Below are 13,835 nucleotides of genomic sequence, written 5' to 3'. Positions count from 1 at the left end.
AGCACATGCCATGCAACATTCTGATAGATCGTGTTATTTGTCTTTCTTTTTCGCCCGTACCGCGACCACCACGGCCGCATTGCAACATTTCGGCATCCGTGGCCGATCGCCATGCCGAGGAACGGGAATGCGGCCACCCGGCCCTGCCTCCGCCGCCAGTGGCCGATGACGCTCGCGGCCGGAAGTGGCGCGGGATGAGGGGACGGCGCACGCGCCTGGCGGCGCCCGGGCTTCCCGGCGGCACGCCCTTGCCGACACCCGCGGCTACGGCGCGTCCGGCAGCGACCGCTTGAGTTCGTTCACTTGCAGCACCTGCACAATGCGGGTGCCGTCCCAACGATAGACCAGGTGCTGCGCCTGCACGCAGGGGCCCACCACGTCGGGGTGGAACGCGGCGAGGCACTCGCCACCACGATGTCGCGCGCTGTCGTAGACGATGCCGTTGGAACCCGCGTCGCGCAGCTCGCGCGCCAGCGTCACGCTGGCGGCATAGCTGACGGGGTCGTGCGCCGCCGCCCAGCCGCCGCGGATGTCGTGCAGCTTGCTGTCGACGCTGGTGCGATAGCAGCGCATCTGAATGTCACAGGCCGGCTCGGCGGTGGCGGCAAGGAAGCGTTCGCGGTGATACACGGTTTCCTCGACCGCGGTGGCGACGCTGTGCGCGGCGTAGAACACGCCCCAGCTGCCGTCGGAGAAGCGGCTGCCGTCCGGATTGAGATGGGTGAACGCAGCCATCACCGGGGTGGAGCCGGGCCCGCTGATGCGATGCTCCCGCGGCACCAGCTTCAATGCGCCGGCTTCCTCGCGCAGGCGCGGGTTGGTCAGCGCCTCGATCGCGAACAGCGCGTCGAGATCGGCCGGATCGGCGATGCGGTCGTACACGCCGACCGGCGGGAAGCGGCTGGGCACGATGCGGTAGGCCTGATTCCAGCGAATGCGTTTGACGGGTGGAAGTTCGGTTGGCATCGCGGCTCCATGATGTGCCCCTTCCCCGCATGGCAGGGAGAGCGGAGCGTGCGGCATTTCCGTCTCGCTCGTCGCGACCGCGCTCACGGCATGCGTCAGCCGCGCTGCGCATCCAGGTACTGACGCACCACGTACAGGTCGGCGACGTTGCCCGACAGCATGCGCTCCAGCGCGGAATGGCCGCCGAACAGCGGCGCCGCGTTCGGCCTGCGCAGCCAGGCATCGGCCTGGGCCGGGTCGGGGAACAGGATCTGCAGCGACTTCCAGATGCCGAGCAGGTAGCTGATGCGTTCCAGCGTATCGCGCCCCAGGGCGCCGCCCTGCTGACGCTTCCATTTGTAGAAGGTCGACTCCGGCGGGTCGCCGAGCAGCCGGCGCTGCTCGGCGATGCGCAACTTCCAGTGCTCGGCCAGCCGGAAGAACGCGCGCAGCGCCGGGTCGGCAAGCGTATCCGGCGGCGTGTAACGGGGTGCGGCTTCGGCGATGCGGGTCGAATGAGCGGCCATGGCGCCTACTCTCCCTGTGAAGTTGTTTCACATATTACTTCACAATTGAAGTAAAAGGCCAGCCCAATGCCAGCCACGCTCAATGCCCCGCAGCACCCTTCGCCTTCGCGCAGTCGCACCCGTAATCCGGCTCCGGGCCGCCATCGGCGATGAAGCGGTCGACGCGCTGCTCCAGCACCGGCAGCGGCACCGAGCCCAGCTGCAGCACGGTGTCGTGGAAGTGGCGCAGGTCGAACTTCGCGCCCAGCGCCTGCTCCGCCCTGGCGCGCAATTCGAGGATCTTCAGGTAGCCCAGCTCGTACGACAGCGCCTGGCCCGGCCAGCTGATGTAGCGGTCCACCTCGTTGGCGATCTCGCGCGCGGACAACGCGGTATTTTCGGTGAGGTAGTCGATCGCCTGCTGGCGCGTCCAGCCAAGATGGTGGACGCCGGTGTCGACTACCAGCCGGCAGGCGCGCCACATCTGGTAGGTGAGGTAGCCGAAACGCTCGTACGGCGTGTGGTAGATGCCCATCTCGTTGCCGAGGTATTCCGAGTACAGCCCCCAGCCTTCGCCGTAGGCGGAGATGTAGCTGTTGCGACGGAACGCGGGCTGGTCGTGCTGCTCGTCGGCCAGCTCCAGTTGCAGCGCATGGCCGGGGTAGCTCTCATGCAGGGTCAGTGCCGGCACGTTGAACAGCGGCCGCGACTTCAGGTCGTAGGTGTTGACCAGATACGCGTCGGCGCCGCCGCGGCCGGAGGTGTAGTACGGCGCGATGTCGGCCGGCACCGGCTTGATGGTGAAGTGCGCGCGCGGCAGGTGGCCGAAGAAGCGCGGCATCTGGCCGTCCACCTGTTTGGCCACCCAGGCGCTGCGCATCAGCAGTTCGTCCGGCGTCTTCGCGTAGAACTGCGGGTCCGTGCGCAGGAACTGCAGGAACTCGGCGAAGCTGCCCTTGAAGCCGGTTTCCTGCATCACCTGCAGCATCTGCGCGTGGATCTTCGCCACCTGGTCGAGGCCGATCTGGTGGATCGCCTCGGGATCGAGGTCGAGCGTGGTGTATTCGCGGATCTGCTGGCGATAGAACGCCTTGCCGTCCGGCAGCGCCTCGGCCGCCAGCGTGGTGCGCGCCTGCGGCACATATTCGCTGCGGAAGAACGCCAGCAGCTTCGCGTAGGCGGGGATCACCTCGTCGCGGATGCGCCGCAGCGCCTGGCCCTGCAGCGCCTGCGCGCGATCGGCCGGGATCGACGCCGGCAGTTGCCGGAAGGGTTCGTAGAAGCTGCTGCGGGTCGGGTCCTTCAGCTCGGCCACCGCGGCGATCGACACGTCACGCCCGTCCAGCACCGCACGCGGCACGCTGAAGCCGCGCTCGAGGCCGGCGCGCATGTTGGCGATCTGCTGGTCGAAGTAGGCCGGCACCTGGCCGAGCCGGTCGAGGTAGCGCTGGTAGTCGTCGGCCGTGCGCAGACGATCGCCGCCCAACACGTAGCCGAGGTCGGACCAGAACGCGGAGTCGCTGTTGAACGGCATCTGCCAGGCCCTGAACTTCTGCCCGGCGACGAAATTGCCGATCTGCTCGCGGTAGATCGCGTAATTCACCCGGTTCGCCGGCGACAGCTGCGCGACGTCGATGCCGGCCAGCTGCTTCATCACGTCCTGCCAGTAGTCCAGCCGCCGCTGCTGGCTGGCCGCGTCGACCTGGTCAAGCCGCCCGCTGTTCAGCTGCGGCTCGCCGGAAGTGCTGATGCCGGCCTGGCCGGTACGCCAGGCCCATTCGGCGCTGTAGATGCTCTTGAAGCGCGCATCGGCGCTGGCGCTGGCGTTGGCGGGGGCTGCGGCGGGGACCGGCGGCAGGGCGCCGGCCGCGGGTAGCGGCACGACACTGCAGGCCAGCGCGAGCGCGGCCAGCCGCGCCATCATCAGGGACTTGTTCACACGGGTTCCTTGTAGCGGGGCGACATCGACATCCATCACGCAACGTGATGCAAGCGCCTATCCTCGCCTTCATTCCGCGGCATGGCAACGAGCAGCTGCCCGTGCCGCTCAGCCGAGGTCGAGCCCACCCGTGCCGACCGCACGCAGATAGGCGGCCAGATTGCGCTCGCCGGCGTCGGCGAAGGTTTCGCCGCTGGGTGCGCAGGTGTCGATGCGGTCCGGACGGAAATTGCGGAAGTCGCGGCGCAAGCGGCACCACGCGCCCAGCGTCCACTTGCCGCCCCAGAACGACAGGCACAGCGGCTCGATCTCGCGCGTGCTGGGGTTGCCGCCTTCGTCGCGATACTCCAGCCGCAACACCTGGTTGCCGAGGATGGCCGCGTGCAGCCGGTCGATCAGCGCGGCGAAATCCTCGCGCTCCTGATCGCGCCACACCGGCGCGAAGATCCGCGTGCGGGCGGCGCGCTCGCGCAGTTCCGGCGGCAGCACCGCCTCGATCTTCAACAGCGCGGATTGCGCGCTGTCGGCCAGCTGGGTGCCGGCGAACGCGCGCACGAAACGCGAACCGACCACCAGCGCCTCGAGCTCGTTCGCGGTGAACATCAGCGGCGGGATGTCCGAGCCCTTGCGCAGCACATAGCCGACGCCGGCCTCGCCCTCGATCGGCACGCCGGACAGCTGCAGGTCGGCCACGTCGCGGTACACCGTGCGCAGCGACACGCCCAGCGTCTGCGCCAGCGAACGCGCCTGCAGCGCGGTGCGTCGGCCGCGCAGGGCGTGGATAATGAGGAACAGGCGATCGGCGCGGCGCATCCGCGCATCATCGCCGAGGCGGACGGTGGCGAACAGCGTCGAACGTCACGGCCCATGGCATCAGGCCGACTGCGCGGCCAGCAGTTCGGCGCCCTTCGCCGCGGCGCGCCGCATCGCCAAGCGCGCCAGCGCGCGGTCGACGTGGGCTCGGATTGCCGGCAGCTCGGGCCCCAGCTTGAACAGGGTGGTCTCGTTCAGCGCGGTGTCCATGCGGGGTACTCCTGACCGATGGACGGTTCAGTCCTGCGCAAGCTGGCAGACCGCTTCGAGGTTGTGCCCGTCCGGGCCGATCACGAAGGCGGCGTAGTAGTTCGCGTGATAGTGCGGGCGCAGGCCCGGCGCACCATGGTCGGCGCCACCGGCGAGCAGCGCGGCGGCATGGAAGGCATCCACCTGCGCGCGGTTGGCGGCGGCGAAGGCCACGTGCAGCGGGGTTGGCGCGGCCGGCCCGGTGACCAGCCAGAACTCCGGCTCGTCGCGGCCCATGCCGACCGCGCCGGGATATTCCTTCACCACGCCGATGCCCAGTGGGGCCAGCACCTGGCCGAAAAAAGCCTGGCTGCGTGAAAGATCGCTGCTCGGCAGGCTGATGTGGTCGATGATCATGGCGCCTCTTCTATGGCTGTGATTGGCATCAGAGATGCCGCGTTTCGGCCGGCGCCGACATCCAGTTGTCGTGGCGGCCATCGGAGTAGCGCAGCGGCGCGTCGATCAGTTCCTGCGGCTCGACGTCGTCGAGGCAGGCCACGCTGACCGAGACGAAGTCGCCGCCGATCTCCTCGATATGGCCGCGGCCGAATGAACGAACGCCGCAATGCCTGCAGAACAGGTGATGGACGCGGCCGGAGTGGAACCGGTAGTCCGACAAGGCTTGCTCGCCCGCCAGCAGGCGGAAGGCGTCGGGCCGTATCACCGCGCCCCAGTCGCGCGTCTTCGTGCAGATCGAGCAGTTGCAGCGACCGGTGCCGGCGGCGAGGTCGATATCGGCCTCGTAGCGCACCGCGCCGCAGTGGCAGCTGCCGTGGTAGGTCCTGATCATCACTTGCTCCGCGGCGGGAAGACGATGTGGGCCAGCGCGGCCAGCAGGATGCGCTGGCGTGGTCGGGGCGAACACGGGGATTCCGCCGGATCCTCCGGCGGATCGGTCCTGGGCAGCTTGTACTGCCCGTCCAGCAGCAAGCCGTTCAGATACAGCGGGCGATAGGCCATCAGCACGCGTTGCAGGGATGATTTCATGGCGAATGCCTCAGGCCGTCGCCACGGCTTCGCCGACGCACCACGGCGGCAGCTGGGCGTGCTTGAACAGCCGGTACCAATGTTCGCGGTCGCCAGGGCTGTACAGGTCCAGCGTGCGGATCACCTCGCGGGCGAACTCCACGCTGCCCAGATGACTGGCGCTGATCACGCCGCCATCGCTGACCGCCAGCACGCCGGCGTCATACTGCTCCGCGCCGGCGTAAGCCGGTACGTGGCTGTCGATGTGCCCGGCCCAGTTGCCGGTGTGTCGGCAATGGTCGAGCAGGCCGCTGCGGGCCAGCGCCAGCACGCCGCTGTCGATCGCCGCCACCGGCGCACCGGCGGTGTACAGCCGACGGATCGCCGTCACCGCCGCAGCGCCTTCGCCGCGCTGCCACGGGTGGCCGCCGGGCACGATCAGCAGCGCCGCGCGCTGGAGGTCGAGCTCATCCAGCGACAGCTCCGGCTGCACGGTGAGGCCGCCCATCGAAACCACCGGCGCCATCGAGAAACCCACCGCCTGCACCTGCCAGTCGCCGGGGCGACGGATCTCGCACAGCGCCAGTGCGGCCTGCCAATCGGCGAAGCCGTCGAACACCAGGAAATAAACCGTGTCGCGCATGTCGTTTCCTCCATGTGGGAGGCACAGCATGGCGGTCCCCTGCTGCCAGCGTGATGTCAGCAGCAGGGACGCATGCGGGCACACGGGCCGCCGGGCTGGCACTGTTCAGCCGCGACCGGGACAATGGCGCTTCCTCTCGCCACGGACCCGCCATGAAACCCGTCTCGCTGATCCAGTTCCTGATCGAGGAACGCCGCGCCGGCCATATCAACGCCGAACTATCGCTGCTGATCGAGGTGGTCGCGCGCGCCTGCAAGCGCATCGGCGTGGCCACCGGCAAGGGTGCGCTGGGCGGCGTGCTGGGCGAGGCCGGCACGGGCAACATCCAGGGCGAGGCGCAGAAGAAGCTGGACGTGATCTCCAACGAGATCCTGCTGGAGGCGAACGCCTGGGGCGGCCACCTCGCCGCCTGCGCCTCGGAGGAAATGGAAGACCCGCAGCAGATTCCGGACGGCTATCCGAAGGGCAAGCACCTGCTGCTGTTCGACCCGCTGGACGGCTCCTCCAACATCGACGTGAACGTCTCGGTCGGCACCATCTTCTCGGTGCTGCGCTGCCCCGACGGCGTCACCGAGCCGAAGGCCGAGCACTTCCTGCAGCCGGGCACCACCCAGCTCGCCGCCGGTTACGTGGTGTACGGCCCGGCCACCGTGCTGGTACTGACCTTCGGCCATGGCACCCACGAGTTCACCCTGGACCGCGAGGTCGGCAGCTTCATCCTCAGCCGCCGCGCCATCCGGATTCCGGAACAGACCGCCGAGTTCGCCATCAACATGTCCAACCAGCGCCATTGGCAGGCGCCGATGCAGCGCTACATCGGCGAACTGCTGGCCGGCAAGACCGGCCCGCGCGGCAAGGACTTCAACATGCGCTGGGTCGCCTCGATGGTGGCCGACGTGCACCGCATCGTGACGCGCGGCGGCGTGTTCTATTACCCGCTGGACGCCAAGATCCTCGACAAGGGCGGCAAGCTGCGCCTGATGTACGAGGCCAACCCGATGGCCTTCATCATCGAGCAGGCCGGCGGCGCGGCGACCACCGGACGCCAGCGCATCATGGAGCTGCAGCCGAGCGGCCTGCACCAGCGCGTGCCGGTGTTCCTCGGTTCGAAGGAAGAAGTCGAACTGGTCACGCACTACCACCGGGAGGCCGACGGTGCCGTGAGCTGACGTTTTGGCCCCCTCCCCTGCTCTGCAGGGGAGGGCTGGGGTGGGGTCGCTCTTCTTTCCAACATCAAAAGCACCTCCTCCCGACCTCCCCTGCGTTGCAGGAGGAGGAGACCAACCCGGACCGATATCGAACCATGCCCTTCCGCCGCCTGCTCCTGCCGCTGCTTGCCACGCTCGCGCTGGGCGCCTGCACGCACGCGGCGAAACCCGTGCCGCCACCGGCCGCAGCTCCCGCACCGGTGAAGCTGAAGATCGGCCTCGCCCTCGGTGGCGGCGCGGCCAAGGGCTTCGCGCACATCGGCGTGATCAAGATGCTGGAGGCCAGCGGCATCCACCCCGACGTGGTCGCCGGCACCAGCGCGGGCAGCGTGGTCGGCGCGCTGTACGCCAACGGCATGGACGCGTTCGCGCTGCAGCAGACCGCGTTCGGCCTGGACGAGGCGAAGATCCGCGACGTGCGGCTGTTTTCCGGCGGGCTGGTGCAGGGTCAGGCGCTGCAGGACTATGTCAACCAGCTGCTGCACAAGCAGCCGATCGAGCAGTTGAAGCTGCCGTTCGCCGCGGTGGCCACCGAGCTGGAGACCGGCGCGCGCACGGTGTTCGTGCGCGGCAACACCGGCCGCGCGGTGCGCGCATCGTCCAGCATTCCCGGCGTGTTCGAGCCGGTCGAGATCCACGGCAAGCACTACGTCGACGGCGGCGTGGTCAGCCCGATCCCGATCGACGCGGCGCGCCAGCTCGGCGCCGACTTCGTGATCGCGGTGGACATCTCCGCCGCACCCGACGGCAGCAACCCGCAGGGCATGATGAACATCGTCGGCCAGTCGCTCACCATCATGGGCCGGCAGCTGGCTGCGCAGGAAAGCGCGCGTGCCGACGTGGTGATCCGGCCAGATCTGCGCGGCATCGGTCCGACCGATTTCGAGCAGAAGAACCAGGCCATCCTCGCCGGCGAAAAGGCCGCGCTGGCGGCGATCCCCGCGATCCGCGCCAGGCTCGCCGCGATGGCCGCGACGCGTCAGGCCGGCAGCGGCAACGCACCGTAGGACGGCTTCGGCGCGGCGGTCATGCCGTCCTGCACTTGGCGCGCCTCGCGCCGCAGATGTAGCTTCGGGACTTCCCTGCAGGAGTCCGCCCCATGCCCAAGCGCTCGCGCCTGACCCTCCCTCTGTCGCTGCTGGCCCTTGCGCTGACGCCGCACGCCTTCGCCGCCGCCGAGGTCGACCCGCGCATCGAGCAGGTGCTGACCCAGCTGGGCAAGGCGCAGTCGATCCAGGCGGTGGCGATCTCGCCGGACGGCAGGCAGCTGGCGTGGGTGATCCAGCGCGACGGCAAGCCGGCGATCGAAGTAGCCGATGCCGATGGCCGCCATGCGCACCGCGTGAACACCGCGGCCAGGCCGGGTGAATGTGCGGAATCCGGCATCGCCTGGGCTCCCGATTCGCGCCGCCTGGCCTTCATCGCCAACTGCAGCGTCGACCTCACCAGCACCAAGGCGATGCAGAACACCGTGTTCGTGGCGGACACCGGCCACGGCGACAGCGCAGGCAGGGGCTCGCCCAGGCCGCTGGCCAGGCTCGCCGGCTATGCGCACGCACTGCAGTGGACCGCCGACGGCAAATCGCTCGGTTTCCTCTACGTGCCCGGCGCCACCCGCCGCGCCAGCGCGGTGGCCGCGGCCAAGCCGGCCGCCGGCGAGATCGGGGTGACCGGCGTGGAAGTGCAGCGCGTGGCCAGCCTCGACCTGGCCAGCGGCACGCTGCGCGAACTCACGCCGGCCAAGCTGTACGCCTATGAATTCGACTGGTCGCCGGACGGCTCGCGCATCGCCTACACCGCCGCGCAACCGCCGGGCGACAACAACTGGTGGGTCGCCAAGCTGTTCGTGCAGCCGGCGCAAGCCGGCACCGATGCACGCGTGCTGGTCGACCCCGCCGACGCCGCCAGCGGCGCGCTGCACGGCCTGCAGATCGCGCTGCCGCGCTGGTCGCCGGACGGCTCGCGCATCGCCTTCATCGGCGGCCTGATGAGCGACCAGGGCGCCACCGGCGGCGACATTTACGCGGTGCCGGCCGGCGGTGGCGCGCCGCTCAACCTCACGCCCGGCATCAGGGTCACGCCGAGCTGGCTACGCTGGACGTCGCCGCAGTCGATGCTGGTCAGCCAGGTCAGCAACGGCCACAGCCAGCTGGCGGATTACGCCGTGTCGGCCACTGCTGCCCGGCAGCAGAGCGTGCGCTTCACCGTGCCGGCCGGCATCGGCGACGGCAGCGCAGCGATGGCCATGTCGCTGTCGGCCGACTTCAAGCGCATCGCCTTCGTGCAGAGTTCGTTCGCCGCTGCCGGCGAAGTGCACGCCGGCACGCTGGGCGACGCCGCACCGCCGGCGATAACCTCCTTCAACCGCGCGCTGAAGCCGGCCTGGGGCAAGGCCGAATCGGTGGAGTGGAACAACGAGGGCTTCCACGTGCAGGGCTGGCTGCTGTACCCGGCCAACTACGACGCGGGCAAGCGCTACCCGATGATCGTGATGGTGCATGGCGGCCCGTCCAGCGCGGTGATCCCGCGCTGGCCCGGCGTCGGCTACGGCGGCGCACCGCTGGCGGCGCTGGGCTACTTCGTGTTCATGCCCAACCCGCGCGGCAGTTTCGGCCAGGGCGAGCAATACGTGCAGGCGAACCGCAGGGACTTCGGCTACGGCGACCTGCGCGACATCCTCGCCGGCGTTGACGCGGTGGAGAAGAAAGTGCCGGTCGACGACCAGCGGCTCGGCCTCACCGGCTGGAGCTATGGCGGCTTCATGAGCATGTTCGCGCCCACGCAGACGCAGCGTTTCCGCGCCGTGGTCGCCGGCGCCGGCATCGCCAACTGGCAGAGCTACTACGGCCAGAACCTGATCGACCAGTGGATGCCGCCGTTCTTCGGCGCCAGCGTGTACGACGATCCGGCGGTGTACGCGAAGAGCTCGGCGATCAACTTCATCAAGCAGGTGAAGACGCCGATGCTGATCGTGGTCGGCGACCGCGACGCCGAATGCCCGGCGCCGCAATCGTTCGAGATGTGGCACGCGCTGCGCGCGCAAGGCGTGCCGACCTCGCTGGTGGTGTACCCGAACGAAGGCCACCACTTCGTCGACCCCGCGCACCAGCGCGACGTGCTGCAGCGGGCGCTGGGCTGGTTCGCGAAGTACCTGCCGGCGTCGGAGTGAATCGCGGCAACGGCCGCCGCACGCTCAGAACAATTCCCCCTGCGGCGACGCCTTGCGCGGTGGCACGAAGCGCGTGGCGTCGAGGCTGAGTTCGCGGGTGCGGCCGAAGCCGTGCCGGCGGCAGGCCACTTCGAAGCGCTTGCGCAGCAGCTCGGCGAACACGCCCTGGCCGCGCATGCGGGTGCGGAAATCCGAGTCGTAGTCGCGGCCGCCGTTCATCTGCCGTACCAGGCTCATCACATGCTCGGCGCGCTGCGGCGCGTGCAGCGCCAGCCATTCGCGGAACAGCGCCTTCAGTTCCCACGGCAGGCGCAGCACGGTGTAGCCGGCGCAGCGCGCGCCGGCGGCGTACGCGCGTTCGAGCACCGCTTCCATGTCCTTGTCGTTGAGTGCGGGGATGATCGGCGCCACCAGCACGCCCACCGGTACGCCGGCCTGGGCCAGCGCGGCGATGGCCTTCAGGCGACGGTGCGGCGCGCTGGCGCGCGGTTCGAGTTTCGCGGCGAGGTGGTTGTCCAGCGAGTTCACCGAGACGAACACCTGCACCAGCTTCTCGCGCGCCATCGGCGCCAGGATGTCGAGGTCGCGCTCGACCAGGGCGTTCTTGGTGACGATGGTGCACGGGTGGTGGCACTCGGCCAGTACTTCCAGCGCGGCGCGGGTGAGCCGCCATTTTTTCTCGATCGGCTGGTAGGGATCGGTATTGCTGCCGATATTGATCGGGCTGACCTGGTAACCGGGTTTGGCGAGATCGGCGCGCAGCACCTCGGCGAGGTTGGTCTTGGCGCGCAGCTTGGTCTCGAAGTCCAGCCCCGGCGAGAGGTTGAGGTAGCTGTGGCTGGGGCGGGCGAAGCAGTAGATGCAGCCGTGCTCGCAGCCGCGGTACGGGTTCAGCGCCTGCTCGAAGGCGATGTCGGGGGAGTCGTTGCGGGTGATAACGCTCTTCGCGCGTTCTTCGGTGACGCAGGTCTGCGGGCGCGGCGCCTCCTCGTCCAGCAGCGCGCTCTGCCAGCCGTCGTCCTCGGCGTGGTGGCGGATGGACTCGAAGCGTCCCTCCGGGTTGGAGGCGGCGCCGCGACCCTTGTGTGCGCGGACCGCGGGAAGCGATGGTGATGGCGGAAGCTCGTCCATCGGCGCAGTGTCGCGCAGCGAGGTCTCAGCCGCCGCGACATCTTTTCGCCGAGTGATCCGACGCGCACCCGGCGTCTCGTGGCGACGCTATGATGCGGCCGACCGCCGGCGCCGGCGGCGCGTTTTCACCTGTCGGGGCTATTCCATGCGCTGGCTGCTGCTCGTCTCCACCGTGTTCGCGTTCGCGCTGTGCTTTACCCGCCACGGCGCCGGCGCCTGGGGCTTCTGGCTGCTGGTGGGCCTGATCGGCGTGTTCGCCACCACACTGGCCTTCGTGCAGGCACGCATCGCCGGCAGCGCGCGTGGAGAGAGCCTGTCGGAGTACGACCTGCAACGGCTGCGCGAAGGCAAGGATCCGCTGAAGCACGAACGCCATGGGCGCTAGCGGCTACGATCGTGCCGCCGCGTCCAGCTCGGCGGCCATCGCTTCACGCATCAGGTACTTCTGCACCTTGCCGGTCACCGTCATCGGGAAGGCGTCGACGAAGCGCACGTAACGCGGCACCTTGTAGTAGGCCAGATGACGGCGGCAGTAATCCTGGATTCCGGCCTCGCTGGCCGCGCTGCCTTCGCGCAGGCGGATCCACGCGCACACCTGCTCGCCGAACTTCGCATCGGGCACGCCGAACACCTGCACGTCGAGCACCTCCGGATGGGTATACAGGAACTCCTCGATCTCGCGCGGGTACACGTTCTCGCCGCCACGGATGATCATGTCCTTGAGCCGGCCGACGATGCGGCAGTAGCCGTCTGCGTCCAGCGTGGCGAGGTCGCCGGTGTGCATCCAGCGCGCGGTGTCGATCACCTCGCGGGTGCGCGCTTCGTCCTCCCAGTAGCCCCGCATCACCGAGTAGCCACGCGTGCACAGCTCGCCCGTCGTGCCGCGCGGCACGACGCACCCGTGCTCGTCGACCAGCTTCACCTCGAGGTGCGGATGGATCCGGCCCACGCTGTCGACGCGACGCTCCAGCGGATCGTCCGGCACGGTCTGGAAGCTCACCGGGCTGGTCTCGGTCATGCCGTAGGCGATGGTGACCTCGGCCATGTGCATCTCCTCGACGACCCGCCGCATCACTTCGATCGGGCATGGCGAGCCGGCCATGATGCCGGTGCGCAGGGACGACAGGTCGAACTCGGCGAAGCGCGGGTGCTCGAGTTCGGCGATGAACATGGTCGGCACGCCGTGCAGGCCGGTGCATTTTTCCTCGGCCACGGTTTCCAGCGTGGCCAGCGCGTCGAAGCCCTCGCCGGGGATCACCATGCAGGCGCCGTGGGTGACGCAGGCGAGGTTGCCCAGCACCATGCCGAAGCAGTGGTAGAACGGCACCGGGATGCACAGCCGGTCGTGCTCGGTGAGGCGCATCGCCTCGCCGATGAACCAGCCGTTGTTGACGATGTTGTGGTGGGTCAGCGTGGCGCCCTTCGGCGCGCCGGTGGTGCCGGAAGTGAACTGGATGTTCACCGCGTCGTCGAAGTTCAGCGTCGCCTCGACTGCGCGCAGGCGCGCCGGTGTCGCGGCGTCGCCCAGCGCGACCAGCTCCCGCCAGCGGCGCGTGCCCGCTGCGGCCTCGTCGTCGAGCAGGATCACCTCGCGCAGCGCCGGCAGCCGCGCCGCGCGCAGGGCGCCCGGTGCGCTGGCGGCCAGCTCCGGCGCCAGTTCGGTCAGGATCTCCAGGTAATGCGAGCTCTTGAAGCGGCGCGGCAGCACCAGCGCACGGCAGGCCACCTTGTTCAGCGCGTACTCCAGCTCGTGCGTGCGGTAGGCCGGGTTGATGTTGACCAGCACCAGCCCGGCCTTCGGCACGGCGAACTGCAGCAGCACCCACTCGGCCCGGTTCGGCGACCAGATGCCGACGCGATCGCCACGCTGCAATCCCAGCGCCAGCAAACCGGCGGCCACCCGTTCCACTTCGGCATGGAATTCGCGGTAGTTCATGCGCACGTCCTGCGCGCGCACCACCAGCGCCGGGCGGTCGGGATGGGCGGCGGCGATGCGGTCGAGCAGCGCGCCCAGCGTGTCGCCCAGCAACGGTTTCGCGCTGGCGCCATGAACGTAACTTGGTGCGGCACTCATCGGTGCTCTCCCACAGTCATCGCACGGAGCCCGGCTGCCAGCATAGCGCCTGCGCGTGGCCCGAACGCGGCAGCGCGTGCATGGCGCGGGACGGCAGCATCACCCTTTCGTCACGATCGCTGCACGGCTGAACAGGGACGCTTGTGCCGACATCGCGGCGTGGCATCCCGCCGCCCCGCACTTCCCGGGAAT

At 69.1% G+C, this 13,835-nt stretch carries 15 protein-coding genes; 4 read left to right on the top strand and 11 right to left on the bottom strand.

Annotated features, from left to right (window positions below; all coding sequences use genetic code 11):
• Window positions 1-264: 264 nt before the first annotated feature.
• From R5H19_RS06975 to R5H19_RS06935, 9 genes are all read right to left on the bottom strand, one after another.
• Window positions 265-966, bottom strand: a complete 702-nt coding sequence (locus R5H19_RS06975) for an RES family NAD+ phosphorylase (RefSeq protein ID WP_318158268.1) — start codon at window positions 964-966, stop codon at window positions 265-267.
• Window positions 967-1,061: 95 nt separating this feature from the next.
• Window positions 1,062-1,472 (bottom strand): MbcA/ParS/Xre antitoxin family protein, encoded by a 411-nt coding sequence (locus R5H19_RS06970; protein ID WP_318158267.1) that lies wholly within the window; start codon window positions 1,470-1,472, stop codon window positions 1,062-1,064.
• A 79-nt stretch (window positions 1,473-1,551) separates the two neighbouring features.
• Entirely contained in the window at window positions 1,552-3,375 is a 1,824-nt protein-coding gene (locus R5H19_RS06965) for a DUF885 family protein (protein ID WP_318158437.1), read from the bottom strand.
• 123 nt (window positions 3,376-3,498) lie between these two features.
• A complete protein-coding gene (locus R5H19_RS06960) occupies window positions 3,499-4,203 on the bottom strand; it encodes a YafY family protein (RefSeq protein WP_318158266.1) in 705 nt (234 codons plus the stop codon).
• A 60-nt stretch (window positions 4,204-4,263) separates the two neighbouring features.
• Complete coding sequence (locus R5H19_RS06955; protein WP_318158265.1) at window positions 4,264-4,413, bottom strand: hypothetical protein; 150 nt, start codon at window positions 4,411-4,413, stop codon at window positions 4,264-4,266.
• A gap of 27 nt (window positions 4,414-4,440) precedes the next feature.
• The gene (locus tag R5H19_RS06950; RefSeq protein ID WP_318158264.1) at window positions 4,441-4,809 is read right to left on the bottom strand and encodes a VOC family protein; all 369 of its coding nucleotides are present in this window, start codon (window positions 4,807-4,809) and stop codon (window positions 4,441-4,443) included.
• Between the two features lie 28 nt (window positions 4,810-4,837).
• Complete coding sequence (locus tag R5H19_RS06945) at window positions 4,838-5,242, bottom strand: GFA family protein (RefSeq protein WP_318158263.1); 405 nt, start codon at window positions 5,240-5,242, stop codon at window positions 4,838-4,840.
• Window positions 5,242-5,439, bottom strand: a complete 198-nt coding sequence (locus tag R5H19_RS06940) for a hypothetical protein (RefSeq protein ID WP_318158262.1) — start codon at window positions 5,437-5,439, stop codon at window positions 5,242-5,244. The genes R5H19_RS06945 and R5H19_RS06940 overlap by 1 nt, the downstream gene beginning before the upstream one ends.
• A 10-nt stretch (window positions 5,440-5,449) precedes the next feature.
• Entirely contained in the window at window positions 5,450-6,061 is a 612-nt protein-coding gene (locus R5H19_RS06935; protein ID WP_318158261.1) for a DJ-1/PfpI family protein, read from the bottom strand.
• A 152-nt stretch (window positions 6,062-6,213) separates the two neighbouring features.
• Between R5H19_RS06935 and R5H19_RS06930 the strand changes: the two genes are divergently transcribed.
• From R5H19_RS06930 to R5H19_RS06920, 3 genes are all read left to right on the top strand, one after another.
• The gene (locus tag R5H19_RS06930) at window positions 6,214-7,230 is read left to right on the top strand and encodes a class 1 fructose-bisphosphatase (protein WP_318158260.1); all 1,017 of its coding nucleotides are present in this window, start codon (window positions 6,214-6,216) and stop codon (window positions 7,228-7,230) included.
• Between the two features lie 134 nt (window positions 7,231-7,364).
• Entirely contained in the window at window positions 7,365-8,276 is a 912-nt protein-coding gene (locus tag R5H19_RS06925; protein ID WP_318158259.1) for a patatin-like phospholipase family protein, read from the top strand.
• Between the two features lie 92 nt (window positions 8,277-8,368).
• Window positions 8,369-10,438 (top strand): S9 family peptidase, encoded by a 2,070-nt coding sequence (locus tag R5H19_RS06920; RefSeq protein WP_318158258.1) that lies wholly within the window; start codon window positions 8,369-8,371, stop codon window positions 10,436-10,438.
• A 24-nt stretch (window positions 10,439-10,462) separates the two neighbouring features.
• On the opposite strand, the gene R5H19_RS06915 is transcribed toward R5H19_RS06920, so the two are convergent.
• Window positions 10,463-11,569 (bottom strand): PA0069 family radical SAM protein, encoded by a 1,107-nt coding sequence (locus R5H19_RS06915; RefSeq protein WP_318158256.1) that lies wholly within the window; start codon window positions 11,567-11,569, stop codon window positions 10,463-10,465.
• A 145-nt stretch (window positions 11,570-11,714) separates the two neighbouring features.
• Between R5H19_RS06915 and R5H19_RS06910 the strand changes: the two genes are divergently transcribed.
• Entirely contained in the window at window positions 11,715-11,954 is a 240-nt protein-coding gene (locus tag R5H19_RS06910; RefSeq protein WP_318158255.1) for a hypothetical protein, read from the top strand.
• 3 nt (window positions 11,955-11,957) lie between these two features.
• On the opposite strand, the gene R5H19_RS06905 is transcribed toward R5H19_RS06910, so the two are convergent.
• On the bottom strand, window positions 11,958-13,643 hold the full coding sequence (locus R5H19_RS06905; RefSeq protein WP_318158254.1) for an AMP-binding protein: 1,686 nt from the start codon (window positions 13,641-13,643) through the stop codon (window positions 11,958-11,960).
• Window positions 13,644-13,835 lie beyond the last annotated feature (192 nt).

This window comes from Rhodanobacter sp. KK11 (genome assembly GCF_033345435.1).
GTDB lineage: Bacteria > Pseudomonadota > Gammaproteobacteria > Xanthomonadales > Rhodanobacteraceae > Rhodanobacter.
The sequence above is the reverse complement of the archived record's forward strand: the minus strand, read 5'-3'. Positions and strand labels throughout refer to the sequence as shown.

Excerpts from the sequence above, each read along its gene's own strand:
- R5H19_RS06910 (WP_318158255.1), top strand. The coding sequence starts at position 11,715 with ATGCGCTGGCTGCTGCTCGTCTCCACCGTGTTCGCGTTCGCGCTGTGC.
- R5H19_RS06945 (WP_318158263.1), bottom strand. The coding sequence starts at position 5,242 with ATGATCAGGACCTACCACGGCAGCTGCCACTGCGGCGCGGTGCGCTAC.
- R5H19_RS06940 (WP_318158262.1), bottom strand. The coding sequence starts at position 5,439 with ATGAAATCATCCCTGCAACGCGTGCTGATGGCCTATCGCCCGCTGTAT.
- R5H19_RS06960 (WP_318158266.1), bottom strand. The coding sequence starts at position 4,203 with ATGCGCCGCGCCGATCGCCTGTTCCTCATTATCCACGCCCTGCGCGGC.
- R5H19_RS06920 (WP_318158258.1), top strand. The coding sequence starts at position 8,369 with ATGCCCAAGCGCTCGCGCCTGACCCTCCCTCTGTCGCTGCTGGCCCTT.
- R5H19_RS06950 (WP_318158264.1), bottom strand. The coding sequence starts at position 4,809 with ATGATCATCGACCACATCAGCCTGCCGAGCAGCGATCTTTCACGCAGC.
- R5H19_RS06930 (WP_318158260.1), top strand. The coding sequence starts at position 6,214 with ATGAAACCCGTCTCGCTGATCCAGTTCCTGATCGAGGAACGCCGCGCC.
- R5H19_RS06925 (WP_318158259.1), top strand. The coding sequence starts at position 7,365 with ATGCCCTTCCGCCGCCTGCTCCTGCCGCTGCTTGCCACGCTCGCGCTG.
- R5H19_RS06955 (WP_318158265.1), bottom strand. The coding sequence starts at position 4,413 with ATGGACACCGCGCTGAACGAGACCACCCTGTTCAAGCTGGGGCCCGAG.
- R5H19_RS06915 (WP_318158256.1), bottom strand. The coding sequence starts at position 11,569 with ATGGACGAGCTTCCGCCATCACCATCGCTTCCCGCGGTCCGCGCACAC.
- R5H19_RS06970 (WP_318158267.1), bottom strand. The coding sequence starts at position 1,472 with ATGGCCGCTCATTCGACCCGCATCGCCGAAGCCGCACCCCGTTACACG.
- R5H19_RS06905 (WP_318158254.1), bottom strand. The coding sequence starts at position 13,643 with ATGAGTGCCGCACCAAGTTACGTTCATGGCGCCAGCGCGAAACCGTTG.
- R5H19_RS06975 (WP_318158268.1), bottom strand. The coding sequence starts at position 966 with ATGCCAACCGAACTTCCACCCGTCAAACGCATTCGCTGGAATCAGGCC.
- R5H19_RS06935 (WP_318158261.1), bottom strand. The coding sequence starts at position 6,061 with ATGCGCGACACGGTTTATTTCCTGGTGTTCGACGGCTTCGCCGATTGG.
- R5H19_RS06965 (WP_318158437.1), bottom strand. The coding sequence starts at position 3,375 with ATGATGGCGCGGCTGGCCGCGCTCGCGCTGGCCTGCAGTGTCGTGCCG.